General features: G+C 35.8%; 19 protein-coding genes. 4 read left to right on the top strand and 15 right to left on the bottom strand.

The annotated features are described in order from the left end of the window. Positions 1-12 precede the first annotated feature (12 nt). From AC5YC8_RS04035 to ubiG, 10 genes are all read right to left on the bottom strand, one after another. Entirely contained in the window at positions 13-1,005 is a 993-nt protein-coding gene (locus AC5YC8_RS04035) for an aliphatic sulfonate ABC transporter substrate-binding protein (RefSeq protein ID WP_496163626.1), read from the bottom strand. 13 nt (positions 1,006-1,018) lie between these two features. Then, complete coding sequence (locus tag AC5YC8_RS04030) at positions 1,019-1,987, bottom strand: sulfonate ABC transporter substrate-binding protein (RefSeq protein ID WP_496163652.1); 969 nt, start codon at positions 1,985-1,987, stop codon at positions 1,019-1,021. Positions 1,988-2,325: 338 nt separating this feature from the next. Further along, positions 2,326-3,678: an amino-acid N-acetyltransferase gene (gene argA, locus AC5YC8_RS04025; RefSeq protein ID WP_496163625.1), complete on the bottom strand. Its 1,353-nt coding sequence runs from the start codon at positions 3,676-3,678 to the stop codon at positions 2,326-2,328. A gap of 266 nt (positions 3,679-3,944) precedes the next feature. Continuing rightward, a complete protein-coding gene (locus tag AC5YC8_RS04020; protein ID WP_496163624.1) occupies positions 3,945-4,319 on the bottom strand; it encodes an RcnB family protein in 375 nt (124 codons plus the stop codon). Positions 4,320-4,500: 181 nt separating this feature from the next. Beyond that, a complete protein-coding gene (locus tag AC5YC8_RS04015) occupies positions 4,501-4,893 on the bottom strand; it encodes an RcnB family protein (protein WP_496163623.1) in 393 nt (130 codons plus the stop codon). 234 nt (positions 4,894-5,127) lie between these two features. Then, positions 5,128-5,283 carry a hypothetical protein gene (locus tag AC5YC8_RS04010; RefSeq protein ID WP_496118648.1) on the bottom strand — a complete coding sequence of 52 codons (156 nt, stop codon included), beginning with the start codon at positions 5,281-5,283 and terminating at the stop codon, positions 5,128-5,130. A gap of 171 nt (positions 5,284-5,454) precedes the next feature. Next, positions 5,455-5,874 (bottom strand): hypothetical protein, encoded by a 420-nt coding sequence (locus tag AC5YC8_RS04005; protein WP_496118647.1) that lies wholly within the window; start codon positions 5,872-5,874, stop codon positions 5,455-5,457. A 151-nt stretch (positions 5,875-6,025) separates the two neighbouring features. Continuing rightward, positions 6,026-6,772, bottom strand: a complete 747-nt coding sequence (locus tag AC5YC8_RS04000; RefSeq protein WP_496163622.1) for a YciK family oxidoreductase — start codon at positions 6,770-6,772, stop codon at positions 6,026-6,028. Between the two features lie 41 nt (positions 6,773-6,813). Next, the gene (locus tag AC5YC8_RS03995; RefSeq protein ID WP_496163651.1) at positions 6,814-7,494 is read right to left on the bottom strand and encodes an HAD family hydrolase; all 681 of its coding nucleotides are present in this window, start codon (positions 7,492-7,494) and stop codon (positions 6,814-6,816) included. Further along, positions 7,491-8,204 (bottom strand): bifunctional 2-polyprenyl-6-hydroxyphenol methylase/3-demethylubiquinol 3-O-methyltransferase UbiG, encoded by a 714-nt coding sequence (ubiG, locus tag AC5YC8_RS03990; protein ID WP_496163621.1) that lies wholly within the window; start codon positions 8,202-8,204, stop codon positions 7,491-7,493. The genes AC5YC8_RS03995 and ubiG overlap by 4 nt, the downstream gene beginning before the upstream one ends. Positions 8,205-8,385: 181 nt before the next feature. Between ubiG and AC5YC8_RS03985 the strand changes: the two genes are divergently transcribed. Next, the gene (locus AC5YC8_RS03985; RefSeq protein WP_496163620.1) at positions 8,386-9,003 is read left to right on the top strand and encodes a thiol:disulfide interchange protein DsbA/DsbL; all 618 of its coding nucleotides are present in this window, start codon (positions 8,386-8,388) and stop codon (positions 9,001-9,003) included. 60 nt (positions 9,004-9,063) lie between these two features. Here the strand turns inward: AC5YC8_RS03985 and AC5YC8_RS03980 are convergent, their stop codons facing one another. Next, positions 9,064-9,711, bottom strand: a complete 648-nt coding sequence (locus tag AC5YC8_RS03980; RefSeq protein ID WP_496163619.1) for a TetR family transcriptional regulator — start codon at positions 9,709-9,711, stop codon at positions 9,064-9,066. A 200-nt stretch (positions 9,712-9,911) separates the two neighbouring features. Here AC5YC8_RS03980 and rph point away from each other — a divergent pair, with 200 nt between their 5' ends. Beyond that, positions 9,912-10,628: a ribonuclease PH gene (gene rph / locus AC5YC8_RS03975; RefSeq protein ID WP_496118638.1), complete on the top strand. Its 717-nt coding sequence runs from the start codon at positions 9,912-9,914 to the stop codon at positions 10,626-10,628. 366 nt (positions 10,629-10,994) lie between these two features. Here rph and nadC read toward each other — a convergent pair whose 3' ends face one another. Next, entirely contained in the window at positions 10,995-11,840 is an 846-nt protein-coding gene (nadC, locus tag AC5YC8_RS03970; protein ID WP_496163618.1) for a carboxylating nicotinate-nucleotide diphosphorylase, read from the bottom strand. Between the two features lie 167 nt (positions 11,841-12,007). Here nadC and ampD point away from each other — a divergent pair, with 167 nt between their 5' ends. Both ampD and murJ read left to right on the top strand, forming a co-directional pair. Continuing rightward, a complete protein-coding gene (ampD, locus tag AC5YC8_RS03965; RefSeq protein ID WP_496163617.1) occupies positions 12,008-12,580 on the top strand; it encodes a 1,6-anhydro-N-acetylmuramyl-L-alanine amidase AmpD in 573 nt (190 codons plus the stop codon). 87 nt (positions 12,581-12,667) lie between these two features. Beyond that, the gene (murJ, locus tag AC5YC8_RS03960) at positions 12,668-14,209 is read left to right on the top strand and encodes a murein biosynthesis integral membrane protein MurJ (RefSeq protein ID WP_496163616.1); all 1,542 of its coding nucleotides are present in this window, start codon (positions 12,668-12,670) and stop codon (positions 14,207-14,209) included. 68 nt (positions 14,210-14,277) lie between these two features. On the opposite strand, the gene bamJ (AC5YC8_RS03955) is transcribed toward murJ, so the two are convergent. From bamJ (AC5YC8_RS03955) to AC5YC8_RS03945, 3 genes are all read right to left on the bottom strand, one after another. Next, the gene (bamJ, locus tag AC5YC8_RS03955; RefSeq protein ID WP_496163615.1) at positions 14,278-14,970 is read right to left on the bottom strand and encodes a BamJ family beta-barrel-assembly machinery protein; all 693 of its coding nucleotides are present in this window, start codon (positions 14,968-14,970) and stop codon (positions 14,278-14,280) included. 51 nt (positions 14,971-15,021) lie between these two features. Beyond that, positions 15,022-15,726, bottom strand: a complete 705-nt coding sequence (gene bamJ / locus AC5YC8_RS03950; RefSeq protein WP_496118628.1) for a BamJ family beta-barrel-assembly machinery protein — start codon at positions 15,724-15,726, stop codon at positions 15,022-15,024. A 237-nt stretch (positions 15,727-15,963) separates the two neighbouring features. Then, a complete protein-coding gene (locus tag AC5YC8_RS03945; protein WP_496163614.1) occupies positions 15,964-16,305 on the bottom strand; it encodes a hypothetical protein in 342 nt (113 codons plus the stop codon). Positions 16,306-16,358: the final 53 nt, after the last annotated feature.

The following is a 16,358-nucleotide window of genomic DNA, read 5'->3' as shown; positions in this document are numbered from 1 at the left end:
TATATAAAATTACTAATTAGAATTGCTATTCAAAACGGCATCTTGAATATTGAATTTTTTGGGAATAAGTTTCTCTGCATAAAACAGATCTGCAATTTTTTGCTGAGATTTAATCACCTCGTCATTCATTGGATGAACTAAAGATGGTTTTAAACGCTTGTTTAAAACAATTTGAGCAATTTTTTCATCTAGGCCTGTACTGGTGACATAGATTTTTAAAGCGTCTTCAGGATTTCTAATAATCCATTCATCTGCTTGATTTAAGCTTTTAATTATTTTTTCAACAGCAGCTGGATGCGACTTTGCAAATGTTGGATTTGCGATGTAATACAAATAAGTTTTAGGAAAAACCTGACCATCGATAAGCACTTTGGCTTGGGTTGTTTCAATTGCCGTGGTTAAGTTTGGTTCCCAAATTGCCCAGGCATCTACTGAATTTTTATCAAAAGCGGCGCCAGCATCAGCAGGTGGTAACCAAATCGGTTGAATATCACTCCATTTCAAGCCTGCTTTATTTAAAACATTGGCAAGAAATTCATGCATATTTGAGCCTTTTTGTAGCGCAATACGTTTGCCTTTTAAATCTTGGATATTTTTAATTTCGCTATTCTTATGAATAAGAATGGCTTGATTGACAGTAGGTTGAACCTCATAGCCAACATAAGTTAATTCTTTACCTGCGGCTTGAGCAAAAATTGGAGGTGTATTACCAACAACACCAAGATCTACAGCGCCAACAGATAATGCTTCTAAAAGTTGTGGGCCTGCTGGAAAATCTTTCCATTCAATTTTTGTTTGTGGAAATTCTTGCTCTAAAATTTTTTGTTGGCGAGCAACTAAAAACGTTGCGGCAGATTTTTGGAAACCTAATGTTATGGTTTTAACTTTAGTATCTGCATGATTTGTATTGTTACTTGCTGTATTAGATTCAGGTTTTTGGCAAGCTGTTAACCCTACGCTAATTGCAGTAATACCAATTAAGCCGAAAGATTTAAATAGTCCCATTGGGTTTTCCTTTTTATTTTGAGCTACTTAAAATGGCAGCTTGAATATTGAGTTTATTTGGAATAAGTTTTTCTTGGTAAAAGGCATCTGCAACTTTCTGTTGTTCTGCAATAACGGCTGGTGTGACTTCAGTAATTTTGTCACCTAGGCGAGAAATTGATGTTTTAAGTACATCAGCACCAAGACCTGTTTGTGCTTCAAGAAGTTTTACAGCTTCATCTTGATGTGTTGAAACCCATTGCGTTGTTAGGTTGAGTTCATTTACAACAGCTTTAATCACTTGAGGGTGGCTTTCAGCAAATTTACGATCAGCCAAATAGAACTGATAGTTATTGACAAGATTTTCACCATTTACAATGGTACGAGCATTTAACTGATGTTCTGCTGCTGATAGGAAAGGATCCCAAATGACCCATACATCTACGGCACCACGTTCAAATGCAGCTCGTGCATCGGCAGGTGGTAAGTACACGACTTCAATATCGCTAAACTTAAGGTTGTTCGCTTCAAGAAGTTTTAAAAGTAAATAATGAACATTAGAGCCTTTGTTTAAAGCAACACGTTTACCTTTAATGTCTTGAATGGTTTTAATGTCCGAATCTTTTTTAACAATTAAAGCTTCTGCTTTTGGAACAGCAGGTTGGTTTGCGATATAAACCAAATCGGTTTTTGCAGCTTGAGCAAAAATAGGAGGTGCTTCGCCAACTTCACCAAAAGCGACACTACCTACATTAAGCCCTTCTAGAAGTTGTGGACCAGCAGGGAATTCAACCCATTTCACGTTTACACCTTGTTCTTTTAATACTGTTTCTAAAGTGCCACGCTCTTTTAAAATGGGAAGTAAGCCATATTTTTGGAAGCCCACATTGAATGTAATAGTTTCTGCATCTTTCTTAGCGCAGCCAGACATCATGAATGCACCAGCAACTACAGTAGAAAGCACTAGGCTTTTCGTTAAAAATTTAGTGTTGAGGTTACCCATAATGAGGTTGCTCCGAGCAGAAAGTAGTTGGGTCGATAAGTGAGCAACTAAAGTAATCATTTTTCTTTTTCGGAAAAAATAACAATTCAGGAATTTCTAATGAGAAAAAAAGATAAATAAAAATAAGCAAAGCTTATTCACTGTAAGAATAAATATTGAATGAAAAATAAAACATGTTTTTGGTGCTAAGTTTATGAAATTTATTATTAAAATTTTTATTTATGATATTTTTTTATAAATTGAAGATTAGAAATTTTTTTAAGTAGCAAGATGTGTCCGCTATTTATGTCATTTAGATATGAAAAATATAGATATATCGTGCAATAAAAAAGCCACTTTTAAAGTGACTTTTTACAAACAATTGAGTTCCGTTGATAGTTATAAAGTTCTTGTCGGGCATTAGGCAAGTCATCCACACTTGCGTTTTCAAAGCCTTGTTCTAAAAACCAATGTGCAGTACGAGTTGTTAAAATAAATAGCTGTTTAATTCCCATTGATTTGGCTTTCATTTCTAAATAATGAAGTACTTGGCTACCACGATTTGATTTTCTATAACTTGGATGTACAGCGACACAAGCAATTTCAGCAGATTTAATTTCATTGTCTGTCGTTGGAATAGGATACAACGCTGCAGAAGCTAAAATAGTGCCATCACGTTCAATTACAGCAAATTGCTCAATCTCATTTTCCAAGCGCTCTCGTGAACGGTAAACTAAAATTCCTTCTTCTTCGAGAGGGCGTAATAGGTTAATGAGTCCACCAACGTCTTGAATATTTGCCATACGCACGTCTTCATAATGCGCATCGGTAATCATGGTGCCTGAGCCATCACGTGTGAAAAGCTCTTCAATAAGAGCGCCATCGTAGCTATAAGAAAGCAAGTGAACACGATTTACACCGTTTAAAGACGCAAGTTTTGCACCTTTTAAATGTAATGCCCGATTCGGGCTTTGCTCTTGGTATTGTTGAATAAATTGATCAATTTGATGGGGTAATACTTCGCGTACTAATTGACCTTGTTCATTGGTTAATCCGTGGTGTTTTCCAAGGAAAATCAATTTATCTGCTTTTAAGCTAATGGCTGCTTTTGTTGCCACTTCTTCAGCAAGTAAATTGAAAACCTCACCTGTAGTCGAATAACCCGTTGGGCCAAGAACAACAATATTTTGATTGGCTAAATGACGATGAATAGCTGAGGTATCTAAAGTACGAACTTCACCAGTAAGTTGGTAATCGACACCATCTCGAATGCCATAAGGTTTAGCCGTAACAAAATTGCCTGAAACAACATCTATACGAGCACCGTACATTGGCGAGTTTGCAAGTCCCATAGAAAGTAAGGCTTCAATTTGCAAACGAATTGAGCCAACAGCATTCATAATTGAGTTTAGAGATTCACGTGTAGTAATGCGTTTATTGTTATGAAATGGCGTATCAATATTATTAATTTTTAAGTTGTGAGAAATTTGTGGGCGTGCACCATGAACAAGTACTAAGCGAATGCCAAGAGAGTGTAATAGCGCAATATCATGAATAATATGCTGAAAATTTTCATGCTGAACTGCTTCACCGTCAAACATAATCACAAATGTTTTATTACGATGTGCATTGATATAAGGTGCAGAATGTCGAAACCAATGTACGTATTGTAAAGTCATGCTATGTGAGTTGTCGGATGTATTTATGGTCATACCCATCTCAATTGCTTCGAATCTTTAAAGTATCTGCGATTTTTATAAAAATTAAAATACAGTCATGTAATTTTAAAAATTATTGGTAATTTAAACTCTCTTATTTTATTAAGATCTCTTTCGTATTGATCTGATCTTTTATTTTTTTATAGAGATTTGACCTAAATATAAAGAATCCATATTTGGGTTTAAGTGAATTCTTTCGATATGGGTTAATTTTTCATAAAAAAGTTTGCCTTTCAGCAAACTTTTTATGCAACTAAATTTTAAGCAATTCTTAGTATCGTATTTTTCTTGGTATCTACTAGTACATAATCACCACGCACTTTATACCAAGCTTCATTACGTTTAGGTTTCTTTAGATGTTTAACATCACGATAATCTACTTTGTAGCGTGAAGAATCATATTGATGTGGCAGAGATTGCCCAACACGCAAATCTCGTTTTGGATTTACTTTATGTGAATTATATCGATTACCATAATTTGAATATTGGTTACTTGAATGTTTGTCGTTTGAATTCCAGTGTGTAGATGCAGATGATTGATGATTGAAACGAGAATCTTGTTGTGGTGCCGCCATCGCAGAAGTTGCCATAAGTGCACTTAATGAGAGGGCAATTGTTGTTAAGACTTTATTCATTAGTTTCACCATTAAATATATTGGAGTGTTTTTCCTATAGCTTTAAATTAGTGGAAAACTAACGATAAATAATGAGAGATATATAGCGGAATTGTGAAATAAATGAAGAAATTAAGAATTGATAAAATAATAGATATAAAAAAGCCCAAACAAATATTTGGGCTCTTTTAAACGTTCAGCATTAATCTGCTATACGTGTAATTGTATTACTTTCAGTATTGACTAAGATGTAGCTATTATTAATTTTATACCATTGTTCATTACGTGAAGGTTTAGGCAGGTTGGTGTCTTTAAAATCTACCTTATAACTATTTCCACGATAATGTTGAGGCATGACATAGCCTTCTTGCCATTTTAGTTGCTGTAAACGTTGAACGCCTCTTTCTTCACGTACACGACGTTTTTCAACCCATTGATCATTATCTTCTGCACGGAACTCGCGTTTATATCTACCTTGTTCATTACGCGGTTTGTCAAAACCACGTTCATCATCATGATGAGGTGCAGCAGTTGTGATACTGCTTGCCATCAAAGCACTGAAAGAAATTGCGAGTATCGACAAAATCTTTTTCATGTTTAACCCTCTTAATATTATTTTAACTATTAGATTACTCTACTGAAAAAATGCAGAGAAACTGTGAAGAAAGATTAACTTTTTATTTTAAAGCCATATAAATATTAAGACATTATGATACATTTTAGAGAATTTATAAAATTTGAATTACATATCAGAACAAATTTTAAAATGGATTTTTCAATTATTATAAGCCGATTAAAAACAGCCCAATGTAGGACTGTTTTATCGAGTTTAGTTCCAATGTTGTACTAAGTCTTGTAGAGAGTTCACAGCTTCAACTACATATTGAGCTTGCTGCGCGTCCTCTAATGCATGAATTAAATCTGTAGAAAGTTGTAAGTTTTCAATTGAGCGAATCATTTCAACTTTATGTTTTAAATCAGTCATTGATAGCTCCTTATCTGCCGCTTTGCTTGCAGAGCATTATAAGGAATAGAGCTTAATCATAAAAACCGAATAATATTATCGCAATGATATAAAAAAACGATTTATATTTTTTGTTCGCATAAAAAAGGCAGTTCGAGCTGCCTTTTTTAATATGAAATTTATGCTGTTTTTTTAGTACGCATATTTCATGTCTGTGTAATCTGTTAAAGATTTTTGAACATGCGCATTAATAAATTCTTTGACATCTTCTGGGCTTAAAGGTACGCCTTGTTTTGTAATCACATGTTCAAAAGGTGCTTGTCCTGAAGCAATAATTTTATAGACGAAGTTTGTTACTGTGCGGTATGTATCATCTTCTTTTATAAGACTTGTAACGTAATGGTAAGAGTGTTCGAAGTTTAAATCTGTATGTGAAAAAACAAATTGATCAAACAGCTTTATATTTTTTCCGTTTTCTAGGGCTTGAAGTTCATTGATAATAGTTGCTTCAAATTTCATGCCGTATTTTTCAGAAATAGGTTTGCCATCTACAAGTAAAGATACCATTCCATCTTCAAGGTGAGTAACGCCAATATTGCTAAAGTCAGACATGTGCTTCTCTAAATTTTAGGATATGGCTAAGTATGATTTAAATTGTTGTAAAAACAATGCTTCAATTTTTAGCTGAATAAAAAACAGTCATTTTAAAAATAAAAAAGAGGGCGAAAGCCCTCTTTTTAGAATTAGATTAAATCGTTTGATATTAATCTTGAGCATCAATGCTTTGACCGTTCAAAGCTAGACTGTCATCACCCATTAAATACAAGTATGCAGGCATAATCATTTCAGGTGTGGCAAGTGTTTTTGGATCTTCATTTGGGAAGGCTTTTGCACGCATTGCGGTACGTGTTGCACCTGGGTTTATACAATTAAAACGTAAATTTGGATGTGTATTTTCTTTAGCAAATAATTCACTAACTGCCTCTATGCCAATTTTAGAAACAGAATAAGCACCCCAGCGTTCGCGAGTTTCTCGTCCAACACCAGAACTTGCAAATACAACGGATGCATTTTCCGATTTTTTTAATAAAGGAAGTAATTCTTGAGTAAGAACAAAAGGCGCGCGTAAATTTACAGCCATTACATCATCCCATACATCCGCAGGGTAGTTCTCTAGCTCTGTACGCTCACCTAAGATACCAGCATTATGCAAAATGCCATCTAAACGACCAAATTGCTTTTCTAAGGTATCAACTAAAAGCTCATAATCACGTGGTGATGCACTTGAAAGTTGTAGTGGCAAAATAGCAGGTTGTGGTGCACCTAAACTTTCAATTTCGTCATAAATGACTTCAAGTTTATTTAAGGTTCGACCATGTAATACAACTGTCGCGCCGTGTAGGGCATAGCTAAGTGCTGCTGCACGACCAATTCCATCACCTGCGCCTGTAACTAAAATAATGCGATCTTTTAATAAGTCGGGGCGAGGCTTATATTCTGAATATTTCATAGTCGAACCTCCTCGTTTTATATCATTATGACTTTAAATTTTTATTGCGGTTTTATCACCATTTGACGAATGACCTGATGTAATTCATCCACATTGCTCACTATACAATCTGCATGCCATGCTGTTAAGTCATCTTTGTGTTCGATTGGTAAATAACCATAAGCAGCTAAAATAGTGTACATATTAGCGTTACGACCTGCATCTATATCTCGTGGATGATCACCGACATAAATACAGTCTTGAACATCTATGTTGATTTGTTTTGCTGCAAGATACATAGGCTCAGGATCTGGCTTAGTATTCGTTACATCTTCAGGGCAAACTAATACAGAACAACGAGATGTTAAATGAAGAGCTTTAAGTAATTCTTCACTTAACCAACGTGGTTTATTGGTCACAATGCCCCAAGGAATATTTTGGCTTTCAAGATCTTCTAGTAGCGGATACATCCCTTCGAAAAGGTCTGTATCTACAGCAATATCTGCGCCATACAAATCTAAAAAGCGCTGACGATGTGCAAGGAAAATAGGATCTGTCACTTCTAGTTCAGGATAGACTAATTTCACCATTGCACGAGCGCCTTCAGAGACTTGTGTGCGAATGAGATCTGCGTCAACAACAGCTTTGCCTTCTTCACGACACATGTCTTGAATAATGCGGATAAAATCTGCTGCGGTATCTATTAAAGTACCATCTAAGTCAAATAATACCGCTTTCATTATGCTTCTTCTTTTTGCGTATAAACCATATAGTTCACATCAACATTTGGTGCTAACCAATAACGCTTAGTGAGAGGGTTATAGTGTAAACCTGTCATATCTTTGAGTTTTAAATTTGCACTACGAATGTCGTGGGCTAACTCTGACGGTTTGATAAATTTACTGTAATCGTGCGTACCTTTTGCGAGCATACGAAGGACATATTCGGCACCAATAATGGCAAATAAATATGACTTTGGATTACGGTTAATGGTAGAGAAAAATACGTGACCACCAGGCTTAACTAATTTTTGGCAAGCAAGAATAATAGATGCAGGATCGGGCACGTGCTCGAGCATTTCCATACAAGTAACTACATCGTATTGACCAGCTTGTTCTTCTGCAAGTTGCTCGACAGGAACTTGACGATATTCAATATTTTGAACACCTTCTTGTTCTGCATGTAAACGAGCTACATTGAGAGGCGCTTCGCCCATGTCGATACCAAGAACATTTGCACCACGACGTGCCATGCTTTCTGCCAAAATACCGCCACCACAGCCAACATCGAGTACTTTTTTACCTGTGATACCACCTGAATGTTCATCAATCCAATTTAAACGTAATGGATTAATCATGTGCAAAGGGCGGAATTCAGAATGCTGATCCCACCAGATGGCTGCGAATGCTTCGAATTTTGCAATTTCTTGTGGATCAACATTCAAATGCGACATCGGGGTTACCTCAATCAAGTCGTTATAATTCAAAAAACTTTGTATAGGCTTAGTGTAGCGATTATTATAAAAAAAGCGATAAAAGCAGTAAAAAAGTTCACAGAATGAAAACGAAATAGGCATAATTGTTTTATAGTATTTGAATAAGCTAATCATAATATTTTTGAGGCAAATAAGTTCAATGAAAAAAATTCTTTTGGGTAGCCTCGCTACGGCGATGTTGGCAATTTCAAGTGGTGCAATGGCAGCTAACTTTGTTGCTGGCAAAGATTACACAGTACTTGCGAATCCTGGGAAAGTAGATGTTCCTGGAAAAGTAGAAGTTCGTGAATTTTTTTGGTACGGCTGTGGCCATTGTCATAAATTAGAACCACATATGCAGTCATGGTTAAAAACACGTCCAAGTTATGTAAACTTTGTTCGTACACCTGCTGCAATGAACCCTGTTTGGGAAGCAAATGCACGTGGTTACTATGTAGCAGAAGCTTTAGGTAAACGTCGCCAAATTCACTTACCATTGTTCAAAGAAATTCATGAAAATGGTCAACAAATTTTCGATCAACAATCACAAGCTAAATTCTTTGTGAAGTATGGTATTCCAGAAGCTAAATTTAATAGCATGTATAACTCTTTTCCAATTTCAGCAAAAATTGCTGAATCAAATAAATTGGCGAGACAGTACCAACTTACAGGTGTTCCAGCAGTTGTTGTGAATGGTAAATATGTCGTTCAAGGTGAAGATGCTAAAGTGACTCAAGTCGTGAAGTATTTAGTTGAAAAAGAACATAAAGCAAAATAATTTTGATACATCTAAAAACCGCTCATTTTGAGCGGTTTTTTTTGCCTATCATTGAATATTCTAAATTTGGTTTTTTCCCCAATTTGAAATTCCATGAAAAAGTAGTCTAACTTGTGTTACCGCTTGATCTTGTAAAAGTTGTTGTTGTTGAGCTAAAGCAGATGGCTCATATTGTTTAGGAAGTTCAATCCAAGTCATGACCCAGTTAAATGCTAAATTGATTAAAAGCTGGGCTAATATTTTTACATCATCTAATTGTTGAATATGTTTAACACTTTCTAAGCGATGTAAGTCGATGGCTAGATCTTCTACCAAATATTCAATTTCTCGAGCAATGGCTTTTCGAAGGACTTGAGATGCCCCCCAGCGTTCAGAAATCACAAAAATCCATTCTTCAGATTGTTGATTAATTGTTTGAAAAAAGAGTTCTAAACTTTTCTGAATTTTGGCTTCTGGTTGATATAAATAGGTTTGTCCTAATTGATGTAAAGTACTTTTTAAATTGAGAGAAATTCGATCGACGAGTTCTAAGCTTAAAGTATCCATATCTTTAAAGTGGCGATAAAACGCTGTAGGAACAAGTCCAGTCTCACGACTAATTTCTCGTAAGCTAATACTACTAAATGAACGTCCAGAAATACTAAGGCGCAATGACGTATCTATAATAGCTTGTCGACTTTGTCGTTTACGTTCGTCACGAATGGACATGTCAAATGTATCCCTACAATTGTTATCAACTCAGTTTAGCAAAACCATTATTTAAATAGTCATCTTATTTTTAAGCATTTCAAATTATTGCAATAGTTCTATCTTTAAATAGGGTTGGTTTAACAGCTGTAACAAAACCTTTGTATCTGCTTCTGTTATACTTGGTTGTAATATATTTGAGTAATAAATAAGGACAAATTATGCGTATTGACCAACGTACTTTAGATCAATTGCGTGACGTTAAAATTACCCGTAACTACACTCGTTATGCGGAAGGTTCTGTATTGGTTGAATTCGGTCATACAAAAGTCCTTTGTACAGCAAGTATTGATCACTCAGTTCCTCGTTTTTTAAAAGGTCAGGGACAAGGTTGGGTAACAGCTGAATATGGTATGTTGCCACGTTCTACACATACTCGTAGTGACCGTGAAGCTGCCCGTGGTAAACAAAGTGGTCGTACGCAAGAAATTCAGCGTTTAATTGGCCGTAGCTTACGTGCAATGGTTGATCTTAAAAAGCTTGGTGAAAATACAATTACAATTGACTGTGATGTTATTCAAGCCGACGGTGGTACACGTACAGCATCGATTACAGGTGCAGCAGTTGCATTAATTGATGCGATGAATGTACTACTTGAGAAAAAGAAAATTAAGCAAGATCCATTAAAAGGTTTAGTGGCTGCGGTTTCTGTGGGTATTTTTAAAGATGAAGTACTTCTAGATCTTTGCTACGAAGAAGATTCTAACTGCCAAACTGACTTGAATGTTGTAATGACGCAAGCAGGTGAGTTTATTGAAATTCAAGGTACTGCAGAAGACAAACCATTTACTCGTGCACAGTCAAATGCAATGTTGGAAATGGCTGAAAAAGGTATTCAAGAGTTAGTGAAAAAACAACAAGAAGCTTTAGGTTGGTAAGTTTTAAAACCTAAGTTGTTATAAAAAAAGCGCCGTGTAAATGGCGCTTTTTTTATGGCTAAACATTACATAAAGAAGTAGAAAAAATACGTAGGTAATTATTTTTAGACAATCTTATAACAACCATTTATTTTTCCAACACAATTTATTTTTAACATATTGGGCATCGTGCAATTCTTTAAAAAGGAGAAAACATGATTGTTCTTATTATAGGTTTAATGATTGCTACCTTTTTAATGTGTACCTGTGCGCCACGGGGAAATGATGAGAAATGAATCATTCAGACAGATCAACAGAACTCAGAGTGAAGTTTTAAAAAAGGATTCACTCTGTCATTCATGATAAGCCTGAATTTAGTACGCAGATTTAACCATTAAACCGCATAGATAAATCAATCGCTTTAACATCTTTGGTTAAAACACCCATTGAAATATAGTCGACACCAGTGGTTGCAACTTCACGTAAGTTTTCAATTGTAATATTGCCTGAAGCTTCTAGCTTACATCGACCTGCAACATGTTTTACTGCATCAATCATTTGCTGTTGACTGAAATTATCAAGCATGACGATATCTGCACCTGCTTCAAGTGCTTGGTCTAGTTCTTCCCAAGTTTCCACTTCCACTTCCACAGGTTTATTTGGCGCAATACTATGTGCTTTTGCAATCGCTTGGGCAATGCCACCTGCTGCCATAATGTGGTTTTCTTTAATTAAGAAGGCATCGAACAAGCCTAAGCGATGGTTTTGACCACCACCAACAGCTACCGCATATTTTTGTGCAATACGTAAGCCGGGTAAAGTTTTACGTGTATCGAGTAATTTTGTATTTAAACCATCTAAATGTTTTACATATTCAGCGGTTTTTGTTGCTACAGCAGAAAGTGTTTGTACAAAATTGAGGGCTGGACGTTCTACGGTAAGTAAGCTACGAGCAGAACCAGAGAGCTTTAAAAAAGCTTCATTTGCAGCAACAATATCGCCATCATTTTTAAGCCATGTTATTTGAACTGTTGCATCATAAGCTTGAATAAGTGCATTTACCCAAGGCTGACCCGCAAGTACCATATCTTCACGGCTAATAATCGTTGCTGTTGCTTGTTCATTCTCAGGCGTTAATAAAGCGGTAATATCACCATCACCAATATCTTCTTGCAGCGCTTGCTGAATATTGAGTTGAATAGATTGTTCTAATAAAGCTTGTGAGATGCTCATAGCAATATCCGTATTTGAGAGCCCATAAAATTGTGGGATATATTAGCATTGTTGCATTAAAAAACGCATTTTTTAACCAAGTTACATCACTAAGTTTGAGATTTTTAAGTGAAAGTTTTAGGATGGATTGATCGCGAAATTTAACTCAAAATATTCAGGACTGATTTATGCAACAGGCATCGTCTTTTCAGGTCGTTGATGGACAGCTCAAATGTGCTCAACAAATTCCTTCGCCAAATTTTAATCAGCGTCCTGACGATACAGATATTCAGTTGGTTGTTATCCATAATATTAGTTTGCCTCCGTCACAATTTGGTGGTGGATATATCGAAGATTTTTTTCAAAATAAATTAGATTGGTCTGTACATCCGTACTTTCAAACAATAGAAGGCATGCAGGTTTCTGCACATCTTTTAATTTTAAGATCAGGCAAAATTATTCAATTTGTTAATTTTAAAGATCGTGCTTGGCATGCAGGACGTTCAAGTTATTTAGCTTTAAATGAATGTAATGATTATTCTATTGGTATTGAATTAGAGGGTAGTGATGATTTACCTTTTGATGAAGCACAATATGAAGCTTTAGCGAATGTGGTCGCAACACTACAAAAAGCATATCCAAAAATTAAACAACATATTGCAGGGCACTCAGATATTGCACCAGGGCGAAAAACCGATCCGGGACCATTTTTTGACTGGGTAAAATTTAGAAATCAACTAAAGCAACTAAAAAACCTATAAATTGTTAAATTGTAGAATGATTAAACAATGCAACTTCACAAAGAGTTTCATTACAATAGCGACTTGATTTTAAACTAGGTGGTTCCGATGGCGCTTTGGCGATCGACCGTAATTGTAAGTGCAATGACAATGCTATCTCGCGTATTGGGATTAGTACGTGACATTGTTTTACTCAATGTATTTGGCGCAGGCAAAGACTTCGATACTTTTGTCGTGGCATTTCGTATTCCAAACTTTTTTAGGCGATTATTTGCCGAAGGTGCATTTTCTCAAGCTTTTATTCCAGTACTTACAGAATATAAGACCACACGTGCACATGCCGAAGTTCAAATACTCATTAGCCGTGTATTTGGTTGTTTAGCAACAGTCATGTCTTTGTTGACGTTATTTGCAATGATTGCTGCACCTATCATTCTTTATGTCTATGCACCTGGTTTCCACAATGATCCAGCCAAATTTGCTTTGGCTACGGATATGTTCCGCCTAACAATTCCATATTTATTTTTTATGTCACTGACTGCTTTTGCGAGTAGTATTTTAAATAGTTACGGATCTTTTACGACTCCTGCATTTGCGCCTGTCTTGTTAAATGTTGCGATGATTGCGGGTGCATTATGGTTCACGCCGTATATGGATACACCTATTATGGCTTTGGGGTGGTCTGTTGTTGCAGCAGGATTTTTACAGTTGGCGATTCAGATTCCTGAATTGTGGCGTAAAAAATTATTAATTCCACCAAAAGTAGATTTCAAACACGAAGGTGTAGATCGCATCATGAGATTGATGTTACCTGCACTTTTTGGCGTATCTGTTACTCAAATCAATTTATTGCTCAATACAATTTGGGCATCTTATATGCAAGATGGTTCTGTTTCTTGGTTATACAGTGCAGAACGTATGACAGAATTGCCTTTAGGCCTAATTGGTGTTGCTATTGGAACTGTCATTTTACCGTCATTGTCAGAACGTATTGCAGAACAAGATCAGGCAAAATTTCGTAGTATGATGGATTGGGCTACGAAAGTGATTATCTTGGTTGGTGTACCTGCAAGTATTGCGCTATTTATGCTTTCAACACCAATTATTCAGACACTTTTCCAACGCGGTGCATTCACCGCTGAAGATACGTATATGACTGCTTTAGCATTACAATGTATGAGTGCAGGTGTTATTTCATTTATGCTTATTAAAGTATTCGCACCAGGTTTCTATGCACGTCAAGATACTAGAACGCCGGTACGTGTAGGCTTAATGGCAGTTGCAGTCAATGCAGTTTTAAACATCATCTTTATTGGGGTATTTAAGCTTATTGATTGGCATGCAAACCATATGGCGCTTGCTTTAGCATCTTCAGGTTCTGCTGTAGTCAATGCTGGGATGTTATATTTTTATTTACATAAGCGCGATATTTTCAGATTTGGTGCACATTGGAAAAAGCTGATAGTTCAGTTTGCTATTGCGAATGCAGCAATGATAGTCGCTTTATGGTATGGCTTAACTTTATATAATGGTGATGCTTCGCAATGGATGCGTGTAGTTGAACTTGTTGGGCTGTGTATTGCGGGTGTTGTCGCTTATGGTGTCGTATTAATTGCGACAGGCTTTAGACCTCGTAATTTAAAACCATAATATGATATTTATAAAAAAAGACCGCATTTTACGGTCTTTTTTTATGGCTTAAAATTGTGCTTTGCAAATTATTTTGGAGAAACTTCTAAAAGCTCAACATCAAAAATTAATGTGCTATTCGGCTCAATAACATCACCTGAACCAATTTCACCATATGCTAATTTTGCAGGAATATAGAAACGATAGATTGAACCTTCTTTCATGAGTTGGAGCCCTTCAGTCCAACCTGAAATTACTTGGCTTACCATAAACTCAGCAGGTTGTTGACGTGCAATTGAGCTATCAAATACCGTGTTATTTAATAAACGACCTTCATAATCTACTTTTACTTTAGAAGATGCTTTTGGTGTTTTACCAGAGCCTTGCTTAATAACTTCGTACTGTAAGCCAGATTTAGTGACTTTAACATTGGGTTTTTTAGCATTTTCTGCAAGAAATGCCGAACCAATTTTTTCATTTTGTTCAGCTAGGTTTTTATGTGCAAGAAGCTGTTTTGCTTCGGCATTTTTTTTGAATTGAGTTAATACTTTAGACATTTCTTCATCAGATAATGCAGAAGATTGTCCTTTTGATGCGGCTTTTAAACCATCTAAAAATGCATCTAAGTCCATGTCTTTGAGTGCATCTGCATTACCACGACCCATAATATAGCCAAAACTGTAGCCAACTTTATCTTCGTAGCTACTTTTGTTGTTTATTGTTTTTGCAGAAAGACCCGTACTGCATAGCGCTAAACACAAGAGTGTCATTTGAATTTTCATTATATTTCCTTAAATAAATAAGGAGAGCAATGCTCTCCTTATTCTGTATTTTTATTTAACTTGAATAAGTTCAACATCAAAAACTAATGTGCTATTTGGTGGAATTGTACCAGGAACACCCTGAGCGCCGTATGCCAAATTGGCTGGAATATACAGTGTCGCTTTGCCACCTTCTTTCATAAGTTGAAGACCTTCTGTCCAACCCGGAATGACTTGGTTGAGTGGGAATTCGATAGGCTCACCACGTTCAACAGAACTATCAAATACTTTGCCATCTACAAGTTTGCCAGTGTAGTGAACTTTAACTGTTTGAGAGCCTGTAGGTGCTTTACCAGTACCTTCTTTAGTGATTTTGTATTGCAAACCAGAAGCTGTCGTTTTTACGCCATCTTTTTTCGCATTTTCACTTAGGAAAGAATCATTTGTACTTTGAGCTTGTTGAGTATCTGCAACTTGTTTTTGTTGCATTTCTTGCTGGTATTGCTCAAATGCTTTTTGTAATTCTTCTTCTGTATATGCAGGTTGTTTACGTGCATGTGCATCACGAATACCTGTTACAAAGCTGTCAATATCAAGCTCTGGAGGAGTTTGATGTGCAACTTCAAAACCTAATGCATAACTAATTTTTTCAATACCCGATGCATTCGCAGATGCTTTTGCAGTTTGCGTAGCTGGAGTTTGAGTTGCATAGTAAACAGGAACAAGTGCAGCACCGCCTAAAATTACAGCTACAGCGATGGGTAAGGCTTTACTCATAAGTTTTCTCAAATTCATTTTATAGTTTAAAAGTTGCAGTTATCTTAGCAGACTTTTGGGTAAAACACGGGCATTTGAGTCACGTGTATCTTTATGATCAATATATTCTGATCGTTTAGAATATTCTATAACGGTCTGAATATATAAAACATTTTTTATACAATAAATCTAACATAAAGAGAAAAGTCTTGAACATTGTGAATGTAATTTAAGTTTTTAATAAACACCTTATCAAGATTAAGGAGATTCACTAAATTGCAGGATATTTAATTGAGTTTTATCATGATTTATTAGGCTTAATTGGTACCTATTCATTTGCTTTGAGCATGCAAATAAAAGCTCTGGAGGTTGAGGAATACCCAGTACCATTCCTGATACGTTCTGTTTTTTATATGTATAAATGAGTTGATCCTTAATGAAAGATTCATCTTGAAGTTCAAATTCAGTGATTCTTTGAGCATTTAAGTAGCCATTAATTAGTGACTTACATACAAATGCGTATTCAAGTTCATCTTTGGTTTGAATAGGCTGGCATGCAAATAAACAAGTGCTTAATGCCAATATAATGATATTTTTCATGAATTATTCCTGTAAAACTATAATTTAAGAATAAATTAAGGTTTAATTTGGAT

Source organism: Acinetobacter sp. FY731 (genome assembly GCF_059515905.1).
The sequence above is the reverse complement of the archived record's forward strand: the minus strand, read 5'-3'. Positions and strand labels throughout refer to the sequence as shown.

What these genes read in the sequence shown, in the direction of transcription:
- AC5YC8_RS04035 (WP_496163626.1), bottom strand. Translation starts at nt 1,005, where the DNA reads ATGGGACTATTTAAATCTTTCGGCTTAATTGGTATTACTGCAATTAGC.
- AC5YC8_RS04030 (WP_496163652.1), bottom strand. Translation starts at nt 1,987, where the DNA reads ATGGGTAACCTCAACACTAAATTTTTAACGAAAAGCCTAGTGCTTTCT.
- argA (WP_496163625.1), bottom strand. Translation starts at nt 3,678, where the DNA reads ATGACCATAAATACATCCGACAACTCACATAGCATGACTTTACAATAC.
- AC5YC8_RS04020 (WP_496163624.1), bottom strand. Translation starts at nt 4,319, where the DNA reads ATGAATAAAGTCTTAACAACAATTGCCCTCTCATTAAGTGCACTTATG.
- AC5YC8_RS04015 (WP_496163623.1), bottom strand. Translation starts at nt 4,893, where the DNA reads ATGAAAAAGATTTTGTCGATACTCGCAATTTCTTTCAGTGCTTTGATG.
- AC5YC8_RS04010 (WP_496118648.1), bottom strand. Translation starts at nt 5,283, where the DNA reads ATGACTGATTTAAAACATAAAGTTGAAATGATTCGCTCAATTGAAAAC.
- AC5YC8_RS04005 (WP_496118647.1), bottom strand. Translation starts at nt 5,874, where the DNA reads ATGTCTGACTTTAGCAATATTGGCGTTACTCACCTTGAAGATGGAATG.
- AC5YC8_RS04000 (WP_496163622.1), bottom strand. Translation starts at nt 6,772, where the DNA reads ATGAAATATTCAGAATATAAGCCTCGCCCCGACTTATTAAAAGATCGC.
- ubiG (WP_496163621.1), bottom strand. Translation starts at nt 8,204, where the DNA reads ATGTCGCATTTGAATGTTGATCCACAAGAAATTGCAAAATTCGAAGCA.
- AC5YC8_RS03985 (WP_496163620.1), top strand. Translation starts at nt 8,386, where the DNA reads ATGAAAAAAATTCTTTTGGGTAGCCTCGCTACGGCGATGTTGGCAATT.
- AC5YC8_RS03980 (WP_496163619.1), bottom strand. Translation starts at nt 9,711, where the DNA reads ATGTCCATTCGTGACGAACGTAAACGACAAAGTCGACAAGCTATTATA.
- rph (WP_496118638.1), top strand. Translation starts at nt 9,912, where the DNA reads ATGCGTATTGACCAACGTACTTTAGATCAATTGCGTGACGTTAAAATT.
- nadC (WP_496163618.1), bottom strand. Translation starts at nt 11,840, where the DNA reads ATGAGCATCTCACAAGCTTTATTAGAACAATCTATTCAACTCAATATT.
- ampD (WP_496163617.1), top strand. Translation starts at nt 12,008, where the DNA reads ATGCAACAGGCATCGTCTTTTCAGGTCGTTGATGGACAGCTCAAATGT.
- murJ (WP_496163616.1), top strand. Translation starts at nt 12,668, where the DNA reads ATGGCGCTTTGGCGATCGACCGTAATTGTAAGTGCAATGACAATGCTA.
- bamJ (WP_496163615.1), bottom strand. Translation starts at nt 14,970, where the DNA reads ATGAAAATTCAAATGACACTCTTGTGTTTAGCGCTATGCAGTACGGGT.
- bamJ (WP_496118628.1), bottom strand. Translation starts at nt 15,726, where the DNA reads ATGAGTAAAGCCTTACCCATCGCTGTAGCTGTAATTTTAGGCGGTGCT.
- AC5YC8_RS03945 (WP_496163614.1), bottom strand. Translation starts at nt 16,305, where the DNA reads ATGAAAAATATCATTATATTGGCATTAAGCACTTGTTTATTTGCATGC.